23 protein-coding genes and 1 pseudogene are annotated in these 26,004 nt (G+C 74.4%); 15 read left to right on the forward strand and 9 right to left on the reverse strand.

Features of this window, described 5'->3' with window-relative positions:
- Nucleotides 1-25 precede the first annotated feature (25 nt).
- Entirely contained in the window at nt 26-382 is a 357-nt protein-coding gene (locus ACFWU6_RS00425) for a YciI family protein (RefSeq protein ID WP_383812025.1), read from the reverse strand.
- 396 nt (nt 383-778) lie between these two features.
- Here ACFWU6_RS00425 and ACFWU6_RS00430 point away from each other — a divergent pair, with 396 nt between their 5' ends.
- On the forward strand, nt 779-1,156 hold the full coding sequence (locus ACFWU6_RS00430) for a hypothetical protein (RefSeq protein WP_383977014.1): 378 nt from the start codon (nt 779-781) through the stop codon (nt 1,154-1,156).
- A 91-nt stretch (nt 1,157-1,247) separates the two neighbouring features.
- Here ACFWU6_RS00430 and ACFWU6_RS00435 read toward each other — a convergent pair whose 3' ends face one another.
- Entirely contained in the window at nt 1,248-1,517 is a 270-nt protein-coding gene (locus ACFWU6_RS00435; RefSeq protein ID WP_383812757.1) for a hypothetical protein, read from the reverse strand.
- 152 nt (nt 1,518-1,669) lie between these two features.
- Between ACFWU6_RS00435 and ACFWU6_RS00440 the strand changes: the two genes are divergently transcribed.
- The 3 genes from ACFWU6_RS00440 to ACFWU6_RS00450 all read left to right on the forward strand — a co-directional run bounded on the left by ACFWU6_RS00440 (nt 1,670) and on the right by ACFWU6_RS00450 (nt 3,544).
- Nucleotides 1,670-2,008 (forward strand): thioredoxin family protein, encoded by a 339-nt coding sequence (locus ACFWU6_RS00440; RefSeq protein WP_383977017.1) that lies wholly within the window; start codon nt 1,670-1,672, stop codon nt 2,006-2,008.
- 133 nt (nt 2,009-2,141) lie between these two features.
- Entirely contained in the window at nt 2,142-3,329 is a 1,188-nt protein-coding gene (locus ACFWU6_RS00445; RefSeq protein ID WP_383977020.1) for a cytochrome P450, read from the forward strand.
- A 20-nt stretch (nt 3,330-3,349) separates the two neighbouring features.
- Complete coding sequence (locus tag ACFWU6_RS00450) at nt 3,350-3,544, forward strand: ferredoxin (RefSeq protein WP_383812776.1); 195 nt, start codon at nt 3,350-3,352, stop codon at nt 3,542-3,544.
- A gap of 281 nt (nt 3,545-3,825) precedes the next feature.
- Here ACFWU6_RS00450 and ACFWU6_RS00455 read toward each other — a convergent pair whose 3' ends face one another.
- Nucleotides 3,826-4,239, reverse strand: a complete 414-nt coding sequence (locus ACFWU6_RS00455) for an HGxxPAAW family protein (protein WP_383812763.1) — start codon at nt 4,237-4,239, stop codon at nt 3,826-3,828.
- Between the two features lie 105 nt (nt 4,240-4,344).
- Between ACFWU6_RS00455 and ACFWU6_RS00460 the strand changes: the two genes are divergently transcribed.
- Together ACFWU6_RS00460 and ACFWU6_RS00465 are read left to right on the forward strand one after the other, a co-directional pair.
- On the forward strand, nt 4,345-4,839 hold the full coding sequence (locus ACFWU6_RS00460; RefSeq protein WP_383812765.1) for a MarR family transcriptional regulator: 495 nt from the start codon (nt 4,345-4,347) through the stop codon (nt 4,837-4,839).
- Between the two features lie 58 nt (nt 4,840-4,897).
- Entirely contained in the window at nt 4,898-6,373 is a 1,476-nt protein-coding gene (locus tag ACFWU6_RS00465) for a DEAD/DEAH box helicase (RefSeq protein ID WP_383977023.1), read from the forward strand.
- A gap of 90 nt (nt 6,374-6,463) precedes the next feature.
- On the opposite strand, the gene ACFWU6_RS00470 is transcribed toward ACFWU6_RS00465, so the two are convergent.
- The 4 genes from ACFWU6_RS00470 to ACFWU6_RS00485 form a co-directional block, all read right to left on the reverse strand.
- On the reverse strand, nt 6,464-6,934 hold the full coding sequence (locus ACFWU6_RS00470) for a hypothetical protein (RefSeq protein ID WP_383812769.1): 471 nt from the start codon (nt 6,932-6,934) through the stop codon (nt 6,464-6,466).
- Nucleotides 6,931-7,257, reverse strand: coding sequence for a hypothetical protein (locus ACFWU6_RS00475; RefSeq protein WP_383977026.1), 327 nt, complete (start codon nt 7,255-7,257; stop codon nt 6,931-6,933). The genes ACFWU6_RS00470 and ACFWU6_RS00475 overlap by 4 nt, the downstream gene beginning before the upstream one ends.
- Before the next feature lie 450 nt (nt 7,258-7,707).
- Nucleotides 7,708-8,265 (reverse strand): SRPBCC family protein, encoded by a 558-nt coding sequence (locus tag ACFWU6_RS00480; RefSeq protein ID WP_383812773.1) that lies wholly within the window; start codon nt 8,263-8,265, stop codon nt 7,708-7,710.
- A gap of 134 nt (nt 8,266-8,399) precedes the next feature.
- Entirely contained in the window at nt 8,400-9,428 is a 1,029-nt protein-coding gene (locus tag ACFWU6_RS00485; RefSeq protein ID WP_383977030.1) for an NUDIX domain-containing protein, read from the reverse strand.
- 1,094 nt (nt 9,429-10,522) lie between these two features.
- Here ACFWU6_RS00485 and ACFWU6_RS00490 point away from each other — a divergent pair.
- The 6 genes and pseudogenes from ACFWU6_RS00490 (at nt 10,523) to ACFWU6_RS00515 (ending at nt 17,560) form a co-directional block, all read left to right on the forward strand.
- Nucleotides 10,523-12,010 (forward strand): hypothetical protein, encoded by a 1,488-nt coding sequence (locus ACFWU6_RS00490; RefSeq protein WP_383977033.1) that lies wholly within the window; start codon nt 10,523-10,525, stop codon nt 12,008-12,010.
- A 316-nt stretch (nt 12,011-12,326) separates the two neighbouring features.
- Nucleotides 12,327-12,980: an NAD(P)-dependent oxidoreductase gene (locus ACFWU6_RS00495; protein WP_383977035.1), complete on the forward strand. Its 654-nt coding sequence runs from the start codon at nt 12,327-12,329 to the stop codon at nt 12,978-12,980.
- 123 nt (nt 12,981-13,103) lie between these two features.
- Nucleotides 13,104-15,047 carry an RNA ligase family protein gene (locus ACFWU6_RS00500; protein ID WP_383977038.1) on the forward strand — a complete coding sequence of 648 codons (1,944 nt, stop codon included), beginning with the start codon at nt 13,104-13,106 and terminating at the stop codon, nt 15,045-15,047.
- Nucleotides 15,047-16,192: pseudogene (locus tag ACFWU6_RS00505) on the forward strand (RNA repair domain-containing protein); the annotation flags it as partial. The gene ACFWU6_RS00500 and the pseudogene ACFWU6_RS00505, both read left to right, overlap by 1 nt.
- 77 nt (nt 16,193-16,269) lie before the next feature.
- Nucleotides 16,270-16,890 carry an RNA 2',3'-cyclic phosphodiesterase gene (gene thpR / locus ACFWU6_RS00510; protein ID WP_383977041.1) on the forward strand — a complete coding sequence of 207 codons (621 nt, stop codon included), beginning with the start codon at nt 16,270-16,272 and terminating at the stop codon, nt 16,888-16,890.
- Between the two features lie 97 nt (nt 16,891-16,987).
- Nucleotides 16,988-17,560, forward strand: coding sequence for an NADPH-dependent FMN reductase (locus ACFWU6_RS00515; protein ID WP_383977044.1), 573 nt, complete (start codon nt 16,988-16,990; stop codon nt 17,558-17,560).
- A gap of 148 nt (nt 17,561-17,708) precedes the next feature.
- On the opposite strand, the gene ACFWU6_RS00520 is transcribed toward ACFWU6_RS00515, so the two are convergent.
- The gene (locus tag ACFWU6_RS00520) at nt 17,709-17,945 is read right to left on the reverse strand and encodes a hypothetical protein (protein WP_383804397.1); all 237 of its coding nucleotides are present in this window, start codon (nt 17,943-17,945) and stop codon (nt 17,709-17,711) included.
- A gap of 201 nt (nt 17,946-18,146) precedes the next feature.
- The gene (locus ACFWU6_RS00525) at nt 18,147-20,066 is read right to left on the reverse strand and encodes an NAD-binding lipoprotein (RefSeq protein WP_383977047.1); all 1,920 of its coding nucleotides are present in this window, start codon (nt 20,064-20,066) and stop codon (nt 18,147-18,149) included.
- A 516-nt stretch (nt 20,067-20,582) separates the two neighbouring features.
- Here ACFWU6_RS00525 and ACFWU6_RS00530 point away from each other — a divergent pair.
- The 3 genes from ACFWU6_RS00530 to ACFWU6_RS00540 all read left to right on the forward strand — a co-directional run bounded on the left by ACFWU6_RS00530 (nt 20,583) and on the right by ACFWU6_RS00540 (nt 25,715).
- Nucleotides 20,583-22,739, forward strand: coding sequence for a discoidin domain-containing protein (locus tag ACFWU6_RS00530; RefSeq protein WP_383804393.1), 2,157 nt, complete (start codon nt 20,583-20,585; stop codon nt 22,737-22,739).
- Nucleotides 22,740-22,878: 139 nt separating this feature from the next.
- Nucleotides 22,879-23,952, forward strand: a complete 1,074-nt coding sequence (locus tag ACFWU6_RS00535; RefSeq protein ID WP_383977049.1) for a DUF1996 domain-containing protein — start codon at nt 22,879-22,881, stop codon at nt 23,950-23,952.
- A 44-nt stretch (nt 23,953-23,996) separates the two neighbouring features.
- A complete protein-coding gene (locus tag ACFWU6_RS00540; RefSeq protein ID WP_383977250.1) occupies nt 23,997-25,715 on the forward strand; it encodes a discoidin domain-containing protein in 1,719 nt (572 codons plus the stop codon).
- The last annotated feature ends 289 nt before the right edge of the window (nt 25,716-26,004 follow it).

The following is a 26,004-nucleotide window of genomic DNA, read 5'->3' on the forward strand; positions in this document are numbered from 1 at the left end:
AACGCGGCGCGGGGGCGCGTCCGGATCACATCTCCTGGATCTCGCGGACCTCGGCGCTCAGGTTCCAGTGGGCCGGGTGGATCTCCAGGAACCGCCTGGTCCACTCGATGGCTTCGGCCTTGTCCTTGCACTGGCTGAGGGAGTAGCCGCCCACGACCTCCTTGGTCTCGGTGAAGGGGCCGTCGGTGTAGCTGATCTTCCCGCCGGACCAGCTGAGGCGGGTGGCCTCGGAGGTGGGGAGCAACCCGGCCGTGTCGAGCATGACCCCGGCCTTGGTGATCTCCTCCAGGAGGGCGCCCATCCGCTGCTCGAAGTCGGCGGGGAAGCCCTCGGTGGGCAGGTTCTGCTCGTCGATGCGGATCATCGTCAGGAAGCGCGGCATGGTGACTCCTCGGTCGGGAGGGCGGGGGCTTCCCCCGCCTCTCACCCCTGCGTCGAACGGGAGGCGCCCGGATCGACAGCTCCCGCGGAAATTCTTCTGAGGAATCCCCCGGGCGGCCACCGGGCCGTTCCGCGGGGCGCGCGACGCCACGGGGGCCGTTCCGCGGGGCGCGCACGCAGGCACTACCCGTGAGTAGGATCGGCGGGCCCAGGTCCTGTCGTCAAAGGAGCGCCGGTCAGGCCCGCGGTGTCCGGCGCCGTGCATCGCAAGGCGGAGGGGCGCCCGTGTACTGGACGTACTCGGGCGCCCCGACAACGCGGCGAGGTGCGGTGCCGGGCGCCGCGGGCCAGGCGGGACTTTGACGACAGGGCCCAGCCCCTCCCGAGAGGAATCCCGATGCCGCGCGTCCCCTCTTCCCCCGTGCTGCTCGCCGGCCTGCTGGCCGGGGCGGCGGTCGCCCACGCCGCCCGGCCGGGCCAGTTCGACGCGATGGTCCCCCGGTCCCTGCCGGGCGGCCCCCGCCGGTGGACGTACGCGAGCGGGGTGGCCGAACTCGCCCTCGCCGCCGGAGTGGCCCATCCGCGGACCCGCCATGCGGCCGCCATGGCCGCGGCGGCCTTCTTCGTCGGCGTGTTCCCGGCGAACGTGAAGATGGCCGCGGACGCGCGGCACCGTTCGCCCGCCGTCCGGGCGGCGGCCGTCGCCCGGCTGCCGCTCCAGGTACCGCTGGTCCTGTGGGCCCGCAGCGTGAGCCGGAACGCCGCGGTCCGCTGACGCATCCGATCGCGGCACCGCGGCGGAAGGACGGACCAGAGCCCCCGGTCGCACGTCGGCGGACCGGGGGCTCGCCCGCGCCCGGGGCCGGTCAGCGGCTGTCGCCCGCCCAGTCCCACTGGTCCTGACCGGCGGCCCGGCGCCGGTAGAGGGCGCGCCCGCCCGCCCCGTAGCGGCCTATCTCCGTGGGCAGGCGGGCCTCTTCGGCGAGCCGGGGGGCGCTCCAGCCCGTGATGTCGAGCAGCAGCCCGTCCAGCGGGCCGCCCACGAGTTCGCCGTAGACGTGGCCGGGTCGCGGACCGGGGTCGGGGTCGTCGTGGTCGGCGCCGTAGACCCGGCGCCGGAGCATCCTGTCGTCCATGCGGCCAGCTTCACAGACGCCACTGACAACGCGGCCGCAAGCCTCCGGGCGGGTGCTGCCCGTCGAGGGGGTACGGGCGCGCCGCGGCGAACCGCGATGATGGGGGCGGCCCTCCCGAAGACCGGCGGGGCCCCGAGCGAGGAGCGGCACGCATGGCACGTCGGGTACACCAGCCACTGGAGGACCGGGAGTTCGACTTCATCCTCTCGATGACGACGGGGCCGGTCCTCGCCTACTTCTGCGGGACCTGGCCGAAGGCCGTCGAGGCCTGCCGGGCGATGGACGCGGTCGTGGCCGAGCTGGCGCAGGAGTACGGCACGCGGTTCACCGCCGTCCGCACCGACATGACCCGCTGCCCCGGACCGACCAGGCGCTACGGGGTCACCGGCGCACCGACGGCCGTGCTCATCCAGGACGGGGAGGCCGTCGCGGGCCAGGCCGGCCCCATGACGTCCGCGCAGTGCCGGACCTTCCTGGACGCGCACCTCTGAGGCACACCGCGGCGCCCGGCCGGACCCTGCGGACGCATACGGGTGATCTGGCCGAAAGTGGCATAGGTGGGATAGGTGCCTCAGGCATGTAATGGAGTCCGGCAAGACGGACCCATCGCCTGCGAGGTGCTTCATGTCCGAGACCGTCGCGTTCCCCCAGGACCGAACCTGCCCCTATCACCCACCGGCCGGCTACGCGCCGTTGCGCGGGGGGCGCCCGCTCTCCCGGGTCACCCTCTTCGACGGGCGCTCCGTATGGGTGGTCACCGGCCACGCCGAGGCCCGCGCCCTCCTCTCCGACGGCCGGCTCTCCGCCGACCGCGAGAACGCCGCCTTCCCGATGCCCACCCCGAGGTTCAAGGGCCTGAAGGTGCGGCGGGCCGCACTGCTCGGGGTCGACGACCCCGAGCACAACACCCAGCGCCGCATGCTGATCCCCGGCTTCACCCTGAAACGGACCGCGGCCCTGCGCCCGCGCATCCGCGCGACCGTGGACCGGCTGCTCGACGAGATGGTGGCCGCGGGCCCGCGCGCGGAGCTCGTCGGCGCCTTCGCCCTCCCAGTGCCCTCGATGGTCATCTGCGCGCTGCTCGGAGTCCCCTACGAGGACCACGAGTTCTTCGAGGGCCAGTCCCGCCGGCTGCTGCGCGGCCCGGAGGCCGCCGATGTGGAGGATGCCCGACGGCAGCTCGACGCCTACCTCGTCGGCCTCATCGGGCGCAAGCGCCGGGAACCGGGCGACGGACTGCTCGACGAGCTGATCGCCCAGCGCCTGGAGACCGGCACGATCGACGTCGAGGAGCTGGTCGCACTGGCGGTGATCCTGCTGGTGGCCGGACACGAGACCACGGCCAACATGATCTCGCTCGGCACCTTCACCCTGCTGCGGCACCCGGAGCAGCTGGCCGAACTGCGGGCCGAGCCGACCCTGATGCCGACGGCCGTGGAGGAGCTCATGCGGTTCCTGTCGATCGCGGACGGGATGCTGCGGGTGGCCACCGAGGACATCGAGATCGGCGGGGTGACGGTCCGCGCGGACGACGGGATCGTCTTCTCCACGTCCGTCATCAACCGCGACGCCGCCGTCTTCGCCGAGCCCGACGCGCTGGACTGGCACCGGCCCAACGGGCACCACGTGGCCTTCGGCTTCGGCATCCACCAGTGCCTGGGCCAGAACCTGGCCCGGGCAGAGATGGAGATCGCGCTGACCGCCCTCTTCGAACGGCTCCCGGGACTGCGCCTGGCGGCCGATCCCGACCACATCCCCTTCAAGCCCGGGGACACCATCCAGGGCATGGTCGAGCTTCCCGTGGCGTGGTGAGGGGCGTGCCCGCGGACCGCCTGGCCATCGAGATCGACACCGGCGTCTGCATCGGCGCCGGCCAGTGCGCGCTGACCGCGCCGGGCGTGTTCACCCAGGACGACGACGGCTTCGGCGCACTGCTCCCGGGGCGCGAGGACGGCTCTGGCAGCCCGCTGGTGCGGGAGGCCGCCCGCGCCTGCCCGGTCTCCGCCATCTCCGTACGGGAGGACTGAAGGGGCCCTGACGACGGGAGGGCGGAACGTCAGCGTGTCCGCGCCGGTCCGCGGGGCCGGCGTCGGGCGGGCCGCCTTCCCCCTGCACTACGAGGACCTCACCCCGCGCTCGCCGTGGACGCGTGCGCGGACGTCGTGCACGCGGGGGTCGACGCCCTGCACACCTGGCAGGCCGGACCGGCGGCCCGCCCGCCGCGTCACCCCGGCCGAACGCGGCCAACCGGGGCGCGGGGCGGATGCGAACGTGTGAGCGTTCCGTCCACGCATCGGGGGACCGGTCCTCACCCGCGGGCGTCCGCGGCGGGCGAGGCGACGACCGGCGAAGCAACGGCGGGCAAGGCGACGGCGGGCGGCGCGACGGCGGGCCGGGGGCGCGGGGCGGCCGCCGCGACCCGGCGGGGCCCGCGGATCCGGCATCCCAGGCAGTCCGGGTGGCCCGCTCGCGCGGCGGTGTCGCGCACCCGCCAGTCCCGTCGGCCCGCGGGACGGGGACCGCTCGCCTTGCCCCATCCGGCGAGGTGCAGCACCCAGGTGACGACGCCCGCGGCCAGGACGACCGCGAGTCCGGTCCAGATGCCCGGGGTCCAGGCGGCGCACAACGCGGCGCCCGATCCGGTGCAGCCCAGCAGGGCCAGTGTGGTGCCGGTCCATCCGGCCACGGTGTGGCCGAGGTCGACATCGCCGTGCGCGCTCATGATTCTCCCTGGTCGTACGGGCGGCACTAGGCTCGAAGAGGGACACTTATTTCACGGAATAAGCATCTCACGAGCTAAGTAACTTAGACACTAAGGAGTATCCGCGTGCAGGGCAAGTCGCGCCCTCCGGCCTCGGCCGCGGAGGCGCTTTCGCGCATGGACCAGTACGTCGCGCTGGGCATCGTCGGCCAGCAGGAGATGGCGCAGCTGCTGGGGCTGAACGTCACCGACCTGACCTGCCTCGGCCATGTCCTGGGCGCCGGGGACGCACCTCTGTCCGCCGGCGACCTCGCCGAGCTGGTGAACCTCACCACCGGCGCCGTGACCGGGGTCCTCAACCGCCTGGAGCGCGCCGGCTACGCACGGCGGCAGCCCGATCCGGCGGACCGGCGCCGGGTGCGGGTGGTCGCGGACCCCCAGGCCGCCGTCCGGGTCTTCGCGGTGTACCAGCCCTTCTACGACCGGCTCGGCGCCCTCTTCGCCGACTACACGCCGGACGAGACCGCGGTGATCGCCGACTGGTTCCGGCGCGCCGCGGGCGAGGCCCGCGCCCACCTCGCGCAGGTGCGGGCCGGGGAACTGGACGCCGGGAAGGCGTAGCCCCCGCTGGTACCATGGGCGGTTGACCATCTTTTGTTCTTGCTTCGAAAGGTTCTGCATGAAGAACCCGTCAGTTCATGGGCGCTTCGGTGTGAAGGCGGGTGTCAAGGGCGGCGCCAAGGCGCCGCGCACCCTCGGACCGCAGGGCGAGTTCACGATGCCCAGGACGAAGACGCCGGGGCTCCCGCCCGTGGCGGCCTTCTCCGAGCTCGACCTGCCCCGTGAGCTGGTGACCACACTGACCGCCCGTGCGGTGACGGACCCCTTCCCCATCCAGGCCGCGACGCTGCCGAACGCCCTCGCCGGGCGGGACGTCCTCGGCCGCGCGCAGACCGGCTCCGGCAAGACGCTCGCCTTCGGCCTGGCCATGCTGGCGCGCACCGCGGGACAGCAGGCGGACCCGAAGCGGCCCCTGGCCCTGGTCCTCGTACCCACGCGCGAGCTGGCGCAGCAGGTGACCGAGGCGCTGACCCCGTACGCGGAGGCCCTGAAGCTGCGCATGGCGACCGTGGTCGGCGGGCTGTCCATCAGCCGGCAGGTCGGCGCGCTGCGCACCGGCGCCGAGGTCGTGGTGGCCACCCCGGGGCGGCTGAGCGACCTGGTGGGCCGGCGGGACGTGCACCTCGAGCGGGTGAAGATCACGGTGCTCGACGAGGCCGACCAGATGTGCGACCTGGGCTTCATGCCGCAGGTCACGGAGATCCTGGACCAGGTGCACCACGCGGGGCAGCGCATGCTGTTCTCGGCGACCCTGGACCGCAATGTCGACCAGCTGGTCCGCACGTACCTCAAGGACCCCGTCGCGCACTCCGTCGACCCTCAGGTGGGCGCGGTGACCACGATGGACCACCACGTGCTGCACATCCACTCGGCCGACAAGATCTCGGCCGCGACCGAGATCGCGGCCCGCGAGGGCCGGGTGCTGATGTTCCTCGACACCAAGCACGGCGTCGACCAGTTCGTGAAGCACCTGCGCGCCATGGGCGTACAGGCGGAAGGGCTGCACAGCGGGAAGTCGCAGCCGCAGCGCACCCGCACCCTGGCGCAGTTCAAGACCGGCGCGGTCACCGTCCTGGTCGCGACCAACGTCGCGGCGCGCGGCATCCACATCGACGACCTCGACCTCGTGGTCAACGTGGACCCGCCCGCCGACCACAAGGACTACCTGCACCGCGGCGGCCGTACGGCCCGCGCCGGCGAGTCCGGCCGGGTCGTCACCCTGGTCACCCCGAACCAGCGGCGGGACATGGTCCGGCTGATGGCGGACGCCCGCATCCGGCCGGAGATCACCCAGGTGCGGTCCGGCGAGGCGGCGCTCAGCCGGATCACCGGGGCCAAGGCGCCGTCCGGCGTCCCGCTGGCCGGCTCCGCGCCGACCGACGCCAAGGGAAGGCCCTCGGGCACCGAGCTGGGCTTCCACGGGATCGGCACCCGCCCCGGACGGCAGGGCAGGGGCAAGGAGTCCCGCAAGACGGCCGAGGCCCGTCTGACGGCCGAGGCACGCCGCGCGGCCCGCGTCCGCAAGGCCAACTGACGCGCCCGACCCGCGCACGACGGCCGGGCCCCCTCTCCGGAGGGGGCCCGGTGCCGTTCCGCGGGTCTTGGCCTCCCCGGCGGGCGGCCGTCAGGCGGGGGTGCGTCCGCGCAGGCGCTGGGCCGCGGTGGTGCGGACGCGTCGGGTGCGTGCTCCGGCCGCGAGCACGCGGAGCGCCCCGGACGCGTCGAGCGACTGGGCGGCGGTGCGCTGGCACCAGTCGGAGGCCCCGGTGAGCTCCGCGGCCGACCAGGGCTCGCCCTCGGTGATCGCCCGGAGCAGGGTCCACTCGCGCAGTCGCCGTTCGGGAAAGGCGCGGCCGGCGAGGGCCGCTCCCAGGGCGCTGGCCCAGGCGGTGAACGCCTCGTCGGCCAGCAGCCGTACCGCCCGGCGGTCGAGGTGGGTGACGACCGCGCTCTCGGCCATCACCGGGTCGGGGTCGCGCAGCACGGCCGCCACCGCCTCGGCCTCGGCGGCCGTGTCCGGGACGGCGGCCAGGTCCTCCAAGTGGCGGGCGTAGCGCCAGTGTTCGGAGGCGGCGGCGCCGCGGGAGCGGCTCATCGGGCGGCGCCTGCGCGGATGTGCCCGGCCCGTGTCCCGTCCGGACCGGGCTCCCGGGCGCTCGCGTGCGTCCGCCCGTGGCGGCCGGCCGCGCGCACGGCCGGTCCGGGCACGCGGGCCTGGGCGTCGTCAGCGTCTTGGGCGACCTGGGCGTCCTGAGCGTCTTCGGCGTCTTCGGCGTCTTCGGCGTCCGCGTCGTCCCGGTGGGGCCGCCCGCAGCCGGCTCCGCCGACGGCCCGGTCCGGGCCGGTCGGCGCGGGCGCGACCGGCACCCGGGTCGCCACGCCGACGGCGGGTCGCTCCTGCTTCTTGCCTCTCCGCATGGCACCCATTGCACACGACGGCGGTGAACTCCCGGCGGTCAGGGTGGCGTCCGGGACCGGGACGGGGTCCACCGGCCCGTCACCGCGCCCGGCGCGCACGGCCACACCGCGGCGGCGAACCCCCGTACGGAGCCGGGGCGGACAGGTCGGACGGGTCGGCCACTCCGCGGGCGCGGGCGCAGTACGCAGGCGCTGGCACGCATGCGGGCACGGGCGCGGGCACGACGCAGGCGGACGCGGGCACGGATGCAGGCGCAGGCGCGGCACGCGTGTAGGCGAAGGCACGGATGCGGGGGCGGGCACGGATGCGGGCGTCGGCGTGGACGCGGGCATCGGCGTGGACACAGCCGCCGCCACGGACCGGGGGCGGGCGGGGGTCCGCCCGGAGTCGCCTCCGGGCAGCGGGCCGGCGGCGGGCCGGTGGCGCGCACCGGCCCCTCCCCGTACCGGTCACTCCTCGCGGGCTCCGCCGGTACGCCGGGTCTCGTGCGCCTCGTGTCCGCCGTGCCCCTGGTCCGCCTCGTGCCCCGCCTCGGGCAGCGGGGCACCGGTCTCCAGCAGGGTTTTGAGGCTGGAGGCGAGCAGCGGCCAGGCCCGCCCGCACATGCCGATCAGCGTGCCGCCCGGCTCGAACCCCTCGTGCAGGACGGTCAGCCGGGCGAGGGTGTCGCCGACCGGTTCGATCTCGTACGTGACCTTCGTGCGCCGCTCCCGGGCCAGTTCGGCCCGCAGGTCCTCGCCGATGCCGACGGCGGCCGCCCACTGCGGGGTGAAGGAGTGCCAGGTGTAGGAGAGCCGGCGGTCCGGTACGCACTCCAGGACCACCTGGGCGGGGTCGCTGGTGCGCGCCCCGCGCTCGGTCCAGTCCATCGCCGAGCCCACCGCCCAGTCGGTCTCGAAGCTCAGGCCCCAGTACCGGCGGGTGAAGGCGGGCTCGGTGAGGGCCTGCCAGACCCGGGCGGGATCGGCCTGGATGTACAGGGTGTAGGTGATCGCAGTGTCGCTCATGGCCCCATGCTGCGGGACCGGGCGCCGCGCGGGCCGGATTTCCGGCCATGGCGGTGGGCAACACGCTGGTGGGCACCACGGCGGTGGGCACCACGGCGGTGGGCGGTCCGGGCTCCCGGGCGGCCCGGAACCTGTCACCAGCGCAGGCCCTCCTCCGGGAGTTCCGCCGGCGGAGTGCGGATGGCGGCCGGGAGGCAGAGACGGGTGCGGGCCGCGTGCACGGCGGCCAGTTCGTGTACGCCGGCCGGGCCCCAGTCGCTCAGCTCCCGCACCTGTTCCGGGGTGGCCAGCAGCCGGGCGTACGCCGGGTCCCCGGACGGTGCGAGTCCGGTGAGCCGGGCCGCGGTGCGGCAATGGGCGCCCCCCTCGACCAGCCGGTATCCCAGCGGCGCGGCGCCGGCCGTGGGGCCGGCCACCGGGGACGGCAGGTGGGCCGCGCCGGTGGCACGGGCGATCAGGACCAGGACCCGGCCGTCGGGTGCGAAGAGCCAGCCGGAGCGCTCCCGTACGGGCAGCCTCGGGGGCACCGGGCCCGGGTGCCAGGCGCCGCGCACCGGAATCCGGCGGGACCGGAGCACGCCGAGCCGGTCGAGCGGGGTGGGCGCCGTGGGCCGGCCGTCCTCCAGCAGGGCCGCGCCGCAGCCGCCGATGCGGGCGCGCAGGGCGGACAGCGCCCGGCGGGCGTCGCCCGCGTCCATCAGGGCGGGCAGGTCGGCCGGTTCGGCGAAGTCGATGCCGGTGACCTCCTGCGCCGGGAGACGGACGGAGTCGATCCGCTCGGGCGACCAGGTCCCGCCGTCGTACACGTAGAGGATCTCGCCCGGAAAGCCGGTCTCGGGCGGGAAGCCGGGGGCGTCGTGGGGGATCCAGTCCACGGCGAGACCGCGCGGATAGCGGCCGTCGAGGCCCAACTCCTCGCGGACCTCCCGGGCTGCCGCGGCGGACGGGGACTCCCCCGCGTCCACGGCTCCGCCGGGGAGCAGCCGGTCGGCGCGGTAGTCGACGCTCTGGACGAGCACCCGGCCGTCCGCGTCGGTCACGAGGACGACGGCCCCGGTCCACAGGGCGGCGCGCGAGGCGCCGTAGGCCTCGGGGGTCATCCGGGTACCCGCCCGCCCGGGCGCGGCCCGGTCGGGCACGGCCTCGTCGGTCAGCTGCGGCATCGGAACTCCGTTCACCGTGGGTGGACCCGCCGGTTGTGCAACAGCGGGCGGGGCTCCCGGGTTACGGCGGTCGGCGGCGGCAGGGGCGATGGCGGAGGACCCCTGCTCTGCCGCTCCTCTACCTCCTTACCACCTGGTTACCCAAGCCTTGCTACGTTCCCCGTTGCGGACCGGCGGCATGAAACCCGCCGGTCCGACCACGTCACCGGCTCGAGGAGATCGGCCCGGCCTGGCTGGGGCCCCGTGGGCCGGAGGCCGTACCCGCCACTGGCGCGCCGGCCGTACCGAACTCGCGCCCAAGAGGCGACGCCGCGACAGCCGTTGGAACCCGTACCTGGCCCGGTCTCTGGCTGACGCTGCCGCCTCGAATGCCCGGGCCCGCGAGGCCGTCGAACGCTTCCTGGCCTGAGCGTTGCCACCCCGTCGCGCGGCGCGGATCGGGGAACGGCCGTGGCGGCCGGATAGGGAGCGTGCCCCGGGCCGGCGGCCGTGAGGTCGGACGTCACCCGTCCGCGTGACGGGGGCGGTTTCGCCGCCGCGGTTGCGGCAGGCTGGGCGGATGCAGCTGCGCCGAGCCCTGCCCCTGACCCTCGCCGTCCTCCTCCTGGGGACCGGGTGCGTGACCGTGCGTCCGGTCGCTCCGCCCGCCGCACCCGGGCCCGCGCCCGCGTCGGGACGTGTGCCGGAGCCGGTACCGTCCGCCCCGGCCGCGTTGCCGTTGGGCCGGCTGCCCGGGTCCGCGGACCTGGCGCCCGCTCCCCCGCGGGCGCCCGCGGCGGCCCCGCAACGGGGGGCCGTTCGTGTGGACGCCCCGGCCGGACCGGGACGCCCGTACCGCGTCAGGCCCGTCAGGCCTGTCAGGCCGGTGAAGCCCGTGAAGCCCGGCCACCGGCGTCCGGTGGCGGCCCCCGCCGGGCCCCGCGAGCAGCGCTCGGCCAAAGCGCGGTCCGGGCCCGCGCCGCGGCCGGCGTACGACATGGCGCCGCTGTGCGAGGCGGCCAGGGGGACGGTGTCGCCGTCCATCGTGGCACTGTGCCGGTAGCGGGCGGCGGATAGGGTTCACCACCGTGGCGGACGACTCGGGAGCTGGGCACATGAACGACGCGGGAGTGCGGGCGGCCTCGGCCGTCGTGCGGGCGCTGAAGGAACTGGCCCGGGACCGGGCGGACGAGGTCGAGCTGTTCGACGGGTTCACCGACGCGGCCCTGGACGGCTGGTCGGTCCCCGTGCCCGAGGAGGTACGGGTCGTACTGCGGGAGATCGGCGGCATGGAGACCCAGGAGCACGAGTACCGCTTCGGTCCGCGCGGACGCGAGGTCTTCGGCGACGGCTACTGGACCCTGGGCGAGCTCGACTTCGGCGAGGGCTCCCTCATCGTCGGCTTGGGGGCGGCCGGCTGGGGCCCCGTCATCGGGGTCAACGCCTCGGGGTACGACCCGGACGTCACCGTCCAGGCCGCCGAGTTCGTGGGGTGGCTCACCGGGGTGGCCGAGCGGCTGGCCGACGGGGTGGAGGACCGGCCGCGGGCGAAGCTCACCACCTCCGCCGTCTCCAGCGTCGAGGTGGCCGAGGGGACCGACGCCGAACTCACCGCGCTCGTCGGGCGCGGCGACCCGCTGACCGACCTCGTCGACCTGCGGGCCCTGCCCGGCCACCCCTGCGCCGTGTCCTGGGAGCCGTACTTCTCCACCGCCCACAACACGGCCGACACGGGGAGCAGCGAGGTCCAGTTCCGGATCGTGGGCGACGGCCGCGCCCTGCTGCTGCGCAGCGTGGTGAGCGGCGACTTCCTGGGCCGGGCCGTGCGCCGGCACACCGTCCCGGAGGACGCCGCCGGGCGTGCGGTGGCCGAACTGCGGGAACTGAACGCGCGCTTCCCGGACTTCGTCGGTCTCGAACCGGGCTGCGCCGACGCGGACATGGACGGCTGGCCGGTCCCGGTGCCCGAGGACGTCCGGGACGTGCTCCGGGAGATCGGCGCGGTCCACGTCATCGGACTGCCCGCGCTGCGGATGCTGCCCGGGGCCCCTGGGCGCGAGGTGGACCACGAGCTGCACCGCATGCTGGGCGGCGACGGCACGTACTGGCCCGTGGCCCGGATCGACTCCGGCCGCCACGGCGCCCTCGTCCAGGTCCGCATCGATCCGGAGGGCGGGCGCTGGGGCTACGCCGTCTCGGTGTCCACCAGTGCCAAGGAGCTGCGGGAGTACCCCGAAGTGACTCTGGTGGCCGAGTCGTTGGCGGATCTGCTGCTGACCTACGCACGGCTGGCCCGGGAGGCCGCGCAGCGGCCGGACTTCGCCGGCCGGGTCGCGCGCGACGCGCGGTGGATGCAGCCCAACACCGGTGAGCCCTGGCCCCGTCCGGCCCCGGTCACCGAGTGGGCGGGAGCCGCCGATCCGCTGCTGGCGGCAGCCGCGGAGCTGCCCGACGGGACGCACGCCGCCGATCTGCGCGAGGTCCCGATCCCGAGCGACCTGTGCTTCTACCGCGCGGACGGCTGGCCGTACGCGGCCCGGCTGGACCGGCTGCACTTCGCGGCGGGCGGCCGGCTGGCGGCGGCGGTCCCGGCCGCCGGCTGACCGCGACCGCGGCCCCCGGCGGGCGCCTCCGACCGGCAGCCGGCCGCCGGGGCACGGCCCCGGCACCGGCCGGCCGTCGGCCACGCTCCGCGCGGGCGTGCCGCCGCTCCGCCCCGGGCCGGGCGGCCCGACCAGGGGCCCGGGGCGGTCCGGGCCGGGGGCGGTCCGGGCTCGGGGCGGTCCGGGCCCGGGGCCTCGTTGGGCCCGGATCATCCGACTGGCCCCGGCCCGGCTCCCGGGCGGGTCCTGCCCGGTTCGCTTGGATGGACCGGCGGGTCCGACCGGATCCCCGCACGCCTCACCCCAGGGAGTCTCCATGGCGAAGATCGCACTCTTCGGCGCGACGGGCACCATCGGAGGGCGGGTGCTCCAAGAGGCCCTCCGGCGCGGCCACGAGGTCACGGCGTTCGTACGGGACCCCTCGAAGCTGACCGGCGGTGACCCCGCCGCGGTGGTCGTCGCCGATGTCCTCGACCCGGCGTCGGTCGCCGCGGCCGCAGCCGGGCAGGACGTGGTGGTCAGCGCCTTCGGCCCCGGCCCCGACGACCCGCACTCCCTCGTGACGGCGGCCAAGTCGCTGATCGGCGCCGTGCAGTCGATCGATGCGCAGGCACCCCGGCCACGGGTGGTCACGGTCGGGGGCGCCGGCTCGCTGCGCACCCCCGGGGGGCCGCTCGTCTGGGACGAGCCGGGCCTCCCGGCCCCGGTGCTGGCGCTGATGCACGCGCACGGCGAAGCGCTGGACTTCCTGCGCACCGTCCCGGTGGAGGAGGTCCGGTGGACCAGCCTGAGCCCGGCCGCGCGGATCGAGCCCGGTATGCGCACGGGCACGTACCGCCTGGGGCTGGACGACCTGGTCGTCGACGACGCGGGGCGGAGCCTGATCTCGACGGAGGACTTCGCCGTCGCCCTGGTCGACGAGGTCGAGCGGGAAGCGCACACCGGGCGCCGGTTCACCCTGGGCTACTGACCGGCCTCCGACCGGCCCGCGGGAGCGGCACGGCACGCCCGCGGCCCGGGGATATTGGGTGGTTGCGGCCGCTCCGGATACCTACAGTGACGGGGCACCGGGTCGTCGAGCAGGAGCGGAACCATGCGCACCCCCTATCCCCGTACCGCACACGTGCCCTGGTCCCCGGGCGCGGCCGCGGACGACGTGCGGGCCACCGGACTCGCCGGGATGGCCGGGCGCGAGGTCGTGGTGACCGAGAAGCTCGACGGCGAGAACACCACGCTGTACGCGGACGGACTGCACGCGCGGTCACCCGACTCAGCCCACCATCCTTCGCGGGCCTGGGTCAAGGGCCTCCAGGGCCGGATCGGCGCAGCCATCCCGCCCGGTCGGCGGGTGTGCGGGGAGAACCTCTACGCCCGGCATTCGCTCGCCTACGAGCACCTGGACAGCTGGTTCTACGGCTTCTCGGTGTGGGACGGGGAGCACTGCCTGGACTGGGACCGGACCGTACGGTTCCTGCACGGCCTGGGGGTGCCCACCCCGCGCGTGCTGTGGCGGGGCGCCTTCGACGAGCGGGCCCTGCGCAGACTGAAGGTCGACACGGCCCGGCAGGAGGGCTACGTCGTACGGACCGTGGACGGTTTCGGCCGCGCGGACTTCGGCCGGTACGTGGCCAAGTGGGTGCGGGGCGGCCACGTACGGACCGACACGCACTGGATGTTCGCGCAGGTGGTGCCCAACGGTCTGGGTCCGACGGCCCCGTTGTGGGCGGTGCGGTCGGGGGCCGGGGCCGATGTGGCGGAGTTGCTGGGCGCGGTGGGGGCGGCCGGAACCGGGGACGGAACGGACGGCACGGACGGCACGGACGACACAGAGGGCTTGGAGGGCTTGGAGGGCTTGGACGGCGCGGGCGAGCGGCGCCCGGACGGCGACGCCGACGCCTCCCTGGTCGCCGAAGTCGCTTCGCGCGTCGACGGGTTGGGCCGGACCGGAGACGCCCGGCTGACCGCCGTGCTGGCCGCCGCACTGCACCGGGCGCCGCGGGCCCGGATCGCGGCGCGGCTCGCGGCGGGGCCCCTGGGGATGCCGCTGGCGCGACGGGTCGCCGACCTGGTGGGGCTGTACCCGTACCTCCGTCGGCCCTTCCCGGACGCCGAGCGGCGGGCCGGCCTGGTCCGGATGGCCGCGGCGGTCGACCTGGGGGTGCTGCACGCGCTCGCCTGGGCGGTGGCTCCCGACGGGCCCGGGGACGCTGACGGTGCCGAGGCCCGCGAGTGCGTCGAATGGTCCGCGCTCCACGCCGAGGAGGCGGGACTGCTGGGACCGGACCCCCTGGGCTTCCTGCGGGAGGGTCTGCGCGGGGCGCTGTCCGGGCTCGACGCCGACGCGGCGGACCGCTGCTGGGCGGAGGCGCGGCGCGCGTTCGCGCAGGGCAGGCTCTCGGGCTCCGGGCGGACAACCCGTCCGGACGCAGCCGCGGGCGCGGGCGCCGGGTTCGGCTCGGGGTTCCCCTCGGGCTCCGGCGCCGCGTTCGGCCCGGGCGGCGCCGAGGAGGCGGTGGCGGCGACCTGGCGGTGGCGCGAGGGGGCGTTCCCCCGGCTGGTGCAGCTTTCCGGCCCGTCCGGGAGCGGCAAGAGCACCTTCGGCCGCGGACTGCCCGGCGTGGACACGTACATCGGCCTCGACGACCTGCGCGGCGCCCGGGGCTCCCGTACGGACCAGCGGGCCAACGCGCGGGTGCTGAGCGCGGGGCTGGACCGGCTGGACGCCGCCCTGGCCCGGGGCGGCACCGTGGTCTGGGACGCCACGTCGCTCACCGACCAGCAGCGCGGGCTGGCCGGCTCGGTCGCCCGGCGCCGCGACGCGCTGGTCACACACGCCGTGGTGCTGGTGGGCGAGGAGGAACTGCTGCGGCGCAATGCCGTGCGGGCCCATCCCGTGCCGGCCCAGGTGCTGAGCGCACAGCTGCACCGGTTCGCCCCGCCCTATCCGGGCCAGGCGCACCGCACGTGGTACATAGGCGCGGACGGGTGCGTCGAGGACACCGCGGGCTGCCTGGCGGCGGCCGGAGGGGACCACTGATGCGCACGAGCGAGGAGCTCTACCACCGGGTCCGCTGGGACCCCCGCTTCGACCCGGCGCGGTTCGTCCTCGGGGTGCTCCAGCGGGGGGCCGGCCCCAAGCGCGTACCGCTGCCGTCCTTCGTGCCCCACGGGGACGTGCCCTGGCACCGGGTGCTGTTCGTCGAGGCGGACGGCGAGCTGGTGTGGGACCGGGCCTCGGGCGTGGACCGGATCGACGCGACCGCGGCGGGGCGCGTGCGCGAGCCGCGGCTCCTGCGGGCGCCGTACTTCACCGCCCGGACCCCCTGCGCCTGGGACCCGGCGGGCACCGGCTCCTGGCGGCCCGCGCGGACCGGCCCCCGGTACGGCCCGCAGGACGGCGCGGGGAGCGCGGCGGGCGCCCCCGACCGGGTGCGGCTGCTGACCTGGAACACCCTCTGGGACCGGTACGACGCCCCGCGCATCTCCACCGCCCGGCGCAGGCCGTTGCTGCTGGCCGACCTGGCGGCCGCCGACGCCGACGTCATCGCGCTCCAGGAGGTGGAGCCCGAGCTGCTCGGCATGCTCCTGGCGGCGCCGTGGGTGCGCGCCGGGTACACCCTGGGGTCGGACCCGGCGGCCCGGGACGTCGCCCGGTACGGACTGCTGGTGCTGAGCCGGCTGCCGGTGCGGGAGGCGGGGCTGCACGCGCTCGGCCCGCACAAGGCGGTCACCGCGGTCACGGTGGACACCGCGGCGGGCCCGCTGGTCGTCGCCGCCACCCACCTGACCAGCGACCACACCGAGAACGGCGAGGCCCGGCGCACGGCCGAACTGGCCCTGCTCGCCGAGGGCTTCGGCGGCCTCGAGGCCGAGGCCCGGGCCGGGGTCGCACTGCTCGGCGACTTCAACGACGGCCGGGCCGGGGCGGACGGGCCCGCGGCGGCGCTGGGGCTGCGGGACGCCTGGAGCGAGGTGCACGGCGCCGCCGACGGGACCCCCACCTTCGACCCGGCGGCCAATCCGCTGGCCGCGGTGGGCTCTCTGTCCGGCCGGGCCGAGCGGCTGGACCGAATCCTGCTGGGCTCGGCCGGGGCGCGCGTGGCACGGGCCGCGCTGCGCGGCGACACCGCCGGTCCGGGCGGGCTGTTCGTCTCCGACCACTTCGGGGTGGAGGCCACCGTGGAGTTCGAATCCCGGCGGTGACGGGTCCCATCCCGGGCCAGGTGACGGGTCCCGGCCTGGGGGCCCGGGGATGGAAGATGACGGAATCGGCGGGGCAGGGTACGAAGTCCTCTGTGAACGAACAGCTCCGGCCCGCGACCATCCGCGTCTTCATCGCCCTCGCCCCTCCCGACGACGCGAAGGAGGAACTGGCGCGGGAGCTCGGCCCCGCCTACGCGGCGTACCCGCGCATGCGCTGGAACCGCATCGAGGACTGGCACATCACCCTGGCGTTCCTCGGAGAGCTCCCGGTCGGGGCCGTCCCCCTGCTGCGCCCGCCGCTCGCGGACCTCGCGGCGGCGCGCCGGCCCGTGAGCCTGGCGCTGCGCGGCGGCGGCCACTTCGGCGAGCGGGTGCTGTGGACCGGGATCGACGGGGACGTCGAGGGGTTGCACCTGCTCGCCACCGAGGTGCGCGGCGTGGTCAAGGAGTGCGGTGTCCCCTTCGAGGACCGACCGCTGCGCCCCCACCTGACCTTGGCCCGCGCCCGCCGGGACGATCCGACCTGCGCCGTGGAGATCGCCGCGACCCTGGCACCCTTCACCGGCCGCCGGTGGCCGGCCGACCGCCTCCACCTGGTCGGCAGCAACATCGGCCGCGGCCCGGGGCCGATCCACTACCGCGACATCGAATCCTGGGGCTTCGGCGGCCGGGCCTGACCGTGCCCCGCCGCCCGGTGGCGGTCCGCGTCGGCGACGGGCCCGGCCGGAGCGGGCGTTTGACCTCAAGTGGACTTGACGTCCTACACATGGGGTCATGACTTCACCACTGCGCATCGCACTCGTCATCGGCAGCACCCGCGAAGGGCGGTTCGGGCCGACGCTCGCCCGCTGGATCGCGGGCGTCGCCGCTGCCCGTACCGACATCGAGCTCACCGTCCTCGACCTGGTCGACGCCGACCTCCCGGCCCACTGGACCCCCGATCCGGGGCCGCGCGGGCGGGCCTTCATCGAGAGCCTCGCCGAGGCGGACGCCTACGTGCTGCTCACCCCCGAGTACAACCACTCCTTCCCCGCGTCGCTGAAGCAGGCGATCGACGTCGCCGGGCGGGTCTGGGCCCGCAAGCCGGTCGGCTTCGTCTCCTACGGCGGGCTGTCGGGGGGCCTGCGCGCCGTCGAGCAGCTGCGTCCGGTCTTCGCGGAGCTGCACGCCGCCACCATCCGCGAGACGGTCAGCTTCCATCAGTTCCCCTTCGACGAGGAGGGGCTGCCGCACGACACCGTCGCGTCCGAGCGGGCGGTGACGACGATGCTGGACGACCTCGTCTGGTGGGCCGACGCCCTCCGGTCGGCCCGTCGGCGCGACGAGGTGCTGGGGGAAGCCGCATAGGGCCCCGCCCGGGTGCGCGACGCTCCCCGGAGCCGAGCGAACGCGCACCCGGCCGACAGGTCGCACGGCCGGCCGCCGGGTCACTCGGCGGGCCGACAGGTCGCACGGCCGGCCGCGGCAGCGGGCCGCGGGCGCCCGCCGCTCCGGGTCAGTTCAGCAGGGCGGCGAGCAGGGCCGCGATCACGGTGACCGCGGACACGGCGACCATCCAGCCCCGGTCCACCTCCGTGCCCGGCCCCGCCGGGCGCCCCGCTCCGCCGCCCTCCGTAGCCGGGGGGTCCCGCAGCTCGCGGCACCACGCGCACTCCTCGCCGTGCACGAGCGCATCCCGCCAGATCTCGCCGTCGAGCGAAGCCCGCGCGAACAGTGTTCCGTCCTCTTCCACGTCAAGGACAACGTCCTGACGCGGGAAACGCCACTGCCGGCGGGCGTTCCGAGATCCAACCGTTGCCGTGCACGGCCGCCGGGCCCGGCGGCTCCTCGTTCCGGGCCGGAACCGGGGATGCGCAAGGATGCGGATGCCGATGTGGATGCGGTCGTTCGTTCGGGCGGCCGGTCGGCGGGGGGGGGGGGGGCGGCGGCTCGTTCAGTCCTCCGCCAGCACGATCACCCAGTCGTCCTCGGTGAAGCGGACCGGTCGGCGCTTGTCCGGATTGATCCGGACGCCGTACGCGGGGCCCGTCGCGGCCTCCGCGCGCAGCCGGTAGCCGACGGCGCACTCGCGGCGGCGGCCCGCCGAGGCGACGACCGTGGCGAAGGGGACCTCCTCTCCCGTCCGGACGTAGTCGGCGGCCGGTTTGAGGTGCAGTTCGTTCCCCTCCGCCCGGAACAGCTCGTCGAAGAGGCCGGCCAGGTAGGGGCTCTCCGAGATCTGGGCCATCAGCAGGCTGATCAGACGGCCGCTGACGATGAAGTCGGCGCCCTCCCGGGCGGGTGCGAGCAGCCGGTTGCGGTCGTCCGACATCTCGGTGGTGAGGGAGATGTCCCGGCACGTGGCCTCCTCGATCGCCCGCAGGTGCAGCAGCGTCACCAGGGTCCTGTCGTCCGCTGCCGTCCCCGGCGTGAGGGCGGGAGCGGCGCCGGCGGCAGGGCCGCCGCCAGGGGTCGGGCCGCTGTCCCCGATGACGATGACGCTGTCGTACGAGGGCACGTCCAGCCGCTCCAGGACGCCGGGGTCGGTGGTGTCCCCGGTGTGGAAGGCGACCTCGAGGTGGCCCTGGGCCGCCGAGATGTCGTAGGCGTCGCGCCGTGTCGCCTCGTCCCCCGGGGCGACGACGTCCAGTCTGGTGCCGGCGCTGACGTAGGACGCGAGCTGCTCCACGACGAGGTGGGCCCGGCGGTTCCAGCCCAGCAGGAGCAGCCGTTCCGGAGCGGGGAGCTCCGCCCGCGCCGTGACGACCGCCTCCTCGTCGACGAAGGGGGCCGCGTCCTGCGGCACGGCGGCGTCGTCGTCGGCCGCGATGACGATGATCCGGTCGCCGGCTAGGACCGTGGTACCGGGGTCCGGGTTGAGCGCGACCACGTCGCCTTCGCGCAGCAGGCCCACCGCCGAGGACTCCGTGAAGGCGAGGAGGGCTTCGCCGAAGGGGCGTCCGGCGAGTGCGCCCGCAGGGACGGTGTAGAACTCGTCGCCCTCGAAGTCGAGCAGTTCCTGGTACACGAGGGACAGGCCGGGCTCCCGGGCGGTCTGCACGAGGAGGCGGGCGATGATCTCGTCGATGGCGAGGACGCGTCCGCGCGGTCCGGCGGCCAGCGCCGCGGTGACGTGGTTGCGGGCGTCGCGGACGGCGGCGACCACGACGGCGCCGCCGGGCCCGGGCTCGACCGCGTTGAGGGCGAGGAGCGTCTTGACCACGTGGGTGTCGCCGTCGTCCTCGCCGGGGGGCAGGACGAGTACGGCCTTCGCGGTCTGCGGGCTCACCCGGGCGAGGACGGCCGGGTCGGTGGTGCAGCCGCTGCGGCAGACGATCCGGGTCGTGCCGGTGGCGGTGGTGCGGGCGCCGATCTCCTCCTCCATCTCCACCTTGTCCTTGGGGGCGAGGACGGCGACGGTCGCGCGGGGCCGGTTGGAGTTGGCCGTCACCAGTTCGGCGATGACCGGGAAGACCTGGTCGGACCAGCCCAGCAGGACGGTGTGCTGCGCCTCCAGCACCGTGGAGTAGCCCAGGCGCAGCTCCAGGATCCGCTGGTTGATGCCGGTGGTGATGATGCTGACCAGAGTCGACACGAACAGCAGGGCGACCAGTGCCAGGAGGACGGACGCCAGGACGTACAGCGGGGAGCCGACCGCTCCGCCGATCTTCAGCGTCTGGCCGACGCTGACCCACACCGCCTCCAGTCGGCCGGACAGCGTGGCCGGCGGCTGGGGGTCGGTCCACACCAGGACCACGCTCGCGGGGACCACGGCGCCCAGGCAGGCCAGGACCAGCCAGCCGATGAGGGCGGTGGTGCCGCGGGACACCAGATTGTCGAACTGGTACTGCAGGCGCCGCCAGAGCGACGTCATGTGCTGCACGGTGTACCCCAAGCGTGAGACGGCGCGGTGTTCGGCGACGACCGTCACCCCGCGGCCCACGGTAGGGAAGGCGGATGCGGCAAACGTCCCCGAAGGCGCCCCCCTCACCCAGAGGTATGAACCGGACACCCGAAACGCGTGAAGACGCAGGAATCGGGAGCAGACGGCGTCGACACGGAATCCGCATGGCGACGAGTAGCGAACGCATGGTGACGCCCCGGCCGGGATCGTGGACAGTTCTCGAACAGTGCCCGCGCCTTCCCGACTCCGCCCCGCGCGGCGGGCGCGGCGGGACGGAGTGGTCAGGAGCATCAGTAGAGCGCTGACGGGTTTTTTCGTCAACACTTTTCACAAGGATTGAAGAAACCCCAAGTTCACAGGCATGGCGCCCAATTGACACACCGTTTGGTCTTCAGTTCATGAACGCGCAAACTCTTGACGGCCACCCCGGCGGGCAGTTCACTCACGCTTCAATCCCCCGGATTCATGACGTCAGGAGCCCCCCGCATGGCCCTCCTCTCCGATCGCCCGCCGCGGCTCGCCGTCGCGGCGCTCGCCTCCGCGCTGATCGCGGCCCTCCTCGTGCTGCTCCCCGGCAGCGCCGCCCACGCGGCGCCCGTGCTGCTCTCGCAGGGCAAGCCCGCCACCGCCTCCAGCACGGAGGGCGCCGGTACACCGGCCGGCGCGGCCGTGGACGGCGACAACGGCACCCGCTGGTCCAGCCAGTTCGCCGACCCGCAGTGGATACAGGTCGACCTCGGCGCCCCCGCCCAGCTGAGCCAGGTGGTGCTGCGCTGGGAGGCCGCGGCCGCCAAGGCGTACCGCGTCGAGCTGTCCACCGACGGCAGCACCTGGTCCACCGCCTACTCGACCACCGCCGGGGCCGGCGGGACGGTCGCGCACGACGTCACCGGCACCGCCCGGTACGTGCGGGTGTACGGGACCCAGCGCACCACCGGATACGGCTACTCGCTCTGGGAGTTCCAGGTCTACGGCACCACCGGCACCGGTCCGGTCATCCCCGGCGGCGGCGACCTCGGACCCAACGTGATCGTCTTCGACCCGTCGACTCCGAACATCCAGGCCAGGCTGGACCAGGTCTTCGCCCAGCAGGAGTCGGCGCAGTTCGGCTCGGGGCGCTACCAGTTCCTCTTCAAGCCCGGCACCTACAACGGGCTCAACGCGCAGATCGGCTTCTACACCTCCATCTCGGGCCTCGGCCTGAATCCCGACGACACCACCATCAACGGCGACGTGACCGTCGACGCGGGCTGGTTCGGCGGCAACGCCACCCAGAACTTCTGGCGTTCGGCCGAGAACCTCGCGCTCAACCCGGTCAACGGCACCAACCGCTGGGCGGTCTCGCAGGCCGCGCCGTTCCGCCGGATGCACGTCAAGGGCGGACTCAACCTGGCCCCCAACGGCTACGGCTGGGCTTCCGGCGGCTACATCGCCGACTCCAAGGTCGACGGCCAGGTCGGCAACTACTCGCAGCAGCAGTGGTACACCCGTGACAGCTCGATCGGCGGCTGGTCCAACGCGGTGTGGAACCAGGTCTTCTCCGGCACCCAGGGCGCTCCGGCGCAGTCGTACCCGAACCCGCCGTACACCACGCTGGACACCACGCCCGTCTCCCGCGAGAAGCCCTTCCTCTACCTGGACGGGGCCGACTACAAGGTCTTCGTCCCGGCCAAGCGCACCAACGCCCGCGGCACCTCCTGGGGCAACGGCGCGCCGCAGGGCAGCTCGATCCCGCTGAGCCAGTTCTACGTGGTGAAGCCGGGCGCGAGCGCGGCGACGATCAACGCGGCGCTGGCGCAGGGGCTCCACCTGCTCTTCACCCCCGGCGTCTACCACGTGAACCAGACCATCCAGGTCAACCGCCCGGACACGGTCGTGCTGGGCCTGGGCCTCGCCACGATCATCCCGGACAACGGCATCACCGCCATGAAGGTCGCCGACGTGGACGGCGTGAAGCTCGCCGGCTTCCTCATCGACGCGGGCACCGTCAACTCGCCGAGCCTGCTGGAGGTCGGCCCGGCCACCGCCTCCGCCGACCACGCCGCCAACCCGACCACCGTCCAGGACGTCTTCATCCGGGTCGGCGGCGCGGGCGCGGGCAAGGCCACCCTCGGCATGGTGATCAACAACGACGACACGATCGTCGACCACACCTGGATCTGGCGGGCCGACCACGGCGACGGAGTGGGCTGGGAGACCAACCGCTCCGACTACGGGTTCCGGGTGAACGGCGACGACGTGCTCGCCACCGGTCTGTTCGTCGAGCACTTCAACAAGTACGACGTGGAGTGGAACGGCGAGCGCGGCCGCACGATCTTCTTCCAGAACGAGAAGGCGTACGACGCCCCGAACCAGGCCGCGATCCAGAACGGCTCGATCAAGGGCTACGCGGCCTACAAGGTCGCCGACTCGGTGAACACCCACGAGGGCTGGGGCCTGGGCAGCTACTGCTACTACAACGTGGACCCGACGATCCGTCAGGAGCACGGCTTCCAGGCACCGGTGAAGCCGGGCGTGAGGTTCCACGACCTGCTCGTGGTCTCGCTCGGCGGCAACGGCCAGTACGAGCACGTCATCAACGGCATCGGCGCTCCCACCTCGGGCACCTCGACCGTCCCCTCCACCATCGTCTCGTTCCCCTGATCCACCCCTGACCCCCGGCAGGACGCGGGGCGGCCCGGCGGCCGCCCCGCGTTTTCCGGGCCACGTGAGAGAGCGCTCTCCCGCCTCGCCGTCCCATCCGCCCGCTCCCCCGCCCCGCCCCATCGAAGGAGCCGCAGAAATGAAACTCCGACCGCGGACCCTGTCCGCCGCGCTGGTCTCGATGGCCATCGCCGCGACCGCCGCCGCAGGCCTCGGCGGCCTCGCCCTGACCGCCCAGGCCTCCCCCGACACCGGCACGGCCGTGCACGCCGCCATGAACCACGCCGCCGCCCCCCTCGCCGGGGGCGACGACCCGGACGGCGACGGGTACATCCCGGCCGTGCCGCCGGTCACGGGGGTCACCCCGTCCTGGGCGAACCCCCCGGACCGGTACTTCCACGAGTTCCAGGCCAACTGCGCCGTCACCAAGACCGCGTCCGACGACCCGATCGTCTACGCGGGCCGGCCCGGCGCCTCCCACAACCACACCTTCATGGGCAACACCACGACCGACGCCTTCAGCACCACCGCCTCGCTCGGCGCGGGCAGGACGGCCTGCAACGCCCCCGGCGACCTCTCCGGGTACTGGATGCCCACGCTCTACAACGGCAACCGGCCCGTCCTGCCGACCGGGCCGCAGGTGATCTACTACAAGACCGGCGTCACCGACTACAAGAGCGTGCGCCCGTTCCCCAAGGGGCTGCGCTTCCTCGTCGGCAGCCCGACGCAGACGGCGGCCGAGTTCCGCGGCCACCCCGGCTGGGTCGAGGGCTGGGAGTGCGGCGACAGCTTCAAGAACACCGAGTTCCCCGCGAACTGCCCCGCCGGCACCCAGCTGAACATCCGCATGCAGTCGCCGAGCTGCTGGGACGGCAGGTTCCTGGACACACCCGACCACAAGGCGCACATGGCCTACCCGGTGGTGAAGCCCGGCAGCAACGACAACGTGTGCCCGGCGAGCCACCCGGTGGCCGTCCCGATGGTCGAGTTCAAGATGGCCTTCCCCGTCAGCGGTGACATGTCACAGGTCCGGCTCTCGAGCGGGAGCGGCCACTCCTTCCACTACGACTTCTTCAACGCCTGGGACGACCGGACGCTGAAGGCCATGGTGGACCGCTGCATCAACGGCGGCTTCCAGTGCGACGCCCGCGGCTACGACCAGAACCACCCCGGCGCGGGCAGCGTCCTGGGCCCGGACTACCGACTCCCGTGACCCCCTCCACCACACCCCCAGGAGGTACCCGCGTGCACTCCCGCATGCGTTCCCTCGTCACGGCCGCCCTCCTCGCGGGCACCGTGACCGTACTCCCCACCGCTCCGGCACAGGCCGCCGGCAGCGTGGTCAAGGTGACCGGCTCCCAGGGCAACTGGCAGCTGACGGTCAACGGTTCGCCGTACCTCGTCAAGGGCGTCACCTGGGGTCCGTCCCCCGCCGACGCCGCACGGCTGCTGCCGGACGTCACGTCCCTCGGGGCCAACACCATCCGCACCTGGGGCACCGACGGCACGAGCCGACAGCTCCTCGACGCGGCCGCGGCCAACGGCATCAAGGTCGTGGCCGGCTTCTGGCTCCAGCCGGGCGGCGGACCGGGCAGCGGCGGCTGCACCGACTACGTCACCGACACCGCGTACAAGAACACCATGACGGCCGAGTTCACCTCATGGGTGCAGGCCTACCGCGACCACCCGGCCGTCCTGATGTGGAACGTCGGCAACGAGTCCGTCCTCGGCCTCCAGAACTGCTACGGCGGCGCCGAGCTGGATAACCAGCGCAACGCCTACACCACCTTCGTCAACGACGTCGCGAAGGCCGTCCACCGCATCGACGCGAACCACCCGGTCACCTCCACGGACGCCTGGGTCGGCGCGTGGACGTACTACAAGCGCAACTCGCCGGACCTGGACCTGTACGCCGTCAACGCCTACAAGGAGGCCTGCGGCATCAAGCAGGCCTGGCAGCAAGGGGGGTACACCAAGCCCTACATCGTCACCGAGACCGGCCCGGCCGGCGAATGGGAGGTGCCGAACGACGCCAACGGCGTACCGCTGGAGCCCGGCGACCAGGCGAAGGCGGACGGCTACACCAACGCCTGGAACTGCGTGAAGGGCCACCAGGGGGTCGCTCTCGGCGCGACCGTCTTCCACTACGGCACCGAGTACGACTTCGGCGGCCACTGGTTCAACCTGACCCCGGCCGGCGAGCGCCGCAAGATGTACCACGCGGTCAAGCGGGCGTACGGGGGCAACCCGGCCGGCGACAACCTGCCGCCCACCGTCCCGGTCCCCGCGGTCCCCGACGCGGGGGCGGTCCCGGCCGGCAAGGAGATCGTCGTCTCGGCTCCGGCGACGGACCCCGAGAACGACCAGCTCGCCTACGAGCTGCTCTGGGGCGGCAAGTACGTCGACGGCGGGGGCGGGCTCGTCTCCGCCCCGCTGGTCAACCTGGGCAACGGCAACCTCAGGGTCACGGCTCCGGCCAGGACCGGGGTGTGGAAGCTGTACGTCAAGGCCAAGGACGGCCGCGGGAACGTGGGCGTGGAGCAGCGTTCGGTACGGGTCGTCCCGCCGCCGGTCTCCGGCACGGACGTGGCCCGTGGCCGCCCGACGACCGCCTCCACCTTCCAGAACGACGGGTACGGCGGCTGCCCCTGCGCACCGGGGCTGGCCACGGACGGCAACACCGCCACCCGCTGGGCCAGCACCTGGGCCGATCCCCAGTGGCTCCAGGTCGACCTGGGGTCGGTGAAGCAGCTCCGGCACGTACAGCTCGTCTGGGAGGGCGCCTACGGCAGGGCCTACACCGTCAAGGTGTCGGACGACGGCCGGAACTGGCGCACCGCGTACGCCACGTCGACGGGTGACGGCGGCATCGACGACCACGACATCAACGCGTCGGGTCGCTACGTCCGCCTGGAGATGACCCAGCGGGGCACCGGCTACGGCTACTCGCTGTTCCACTTCGGGGTCTATGCCTGAACCGGCCGCCCGACCGGACTCCGCGCGTCGCCCTCCCACCCTGCCGGGCGGCGCGCGGTTCGGCGCGTTCCCGAGGGGCTCGGCGGCGGCGGTGCGCACCACCGGAGCCGCCGGCCGCGCGGCGCCGGCCTCCGCGCCTACCGCCTACCGCCTACCGCCTACCAGGCCGACGACCGGCGCGGCGGCGTATCCGCGCTCTTTCGTCCGTTGGTGAGTTCCCCGGCGGCTCCCGGCGCCGTCGGCCAGGCTGGAGGACGGGGCACGCCGACGGACGGCGCCGAGCCGTTCG

It is taken from the genome of Streptomyces sp. NPDC058674, from assembly GCF_042716505.1.
GTDB lineage: Bacteria > Actinomycetota > Actinomycetes > Streptomycetales > Streptomycetaceae > Streptomyces.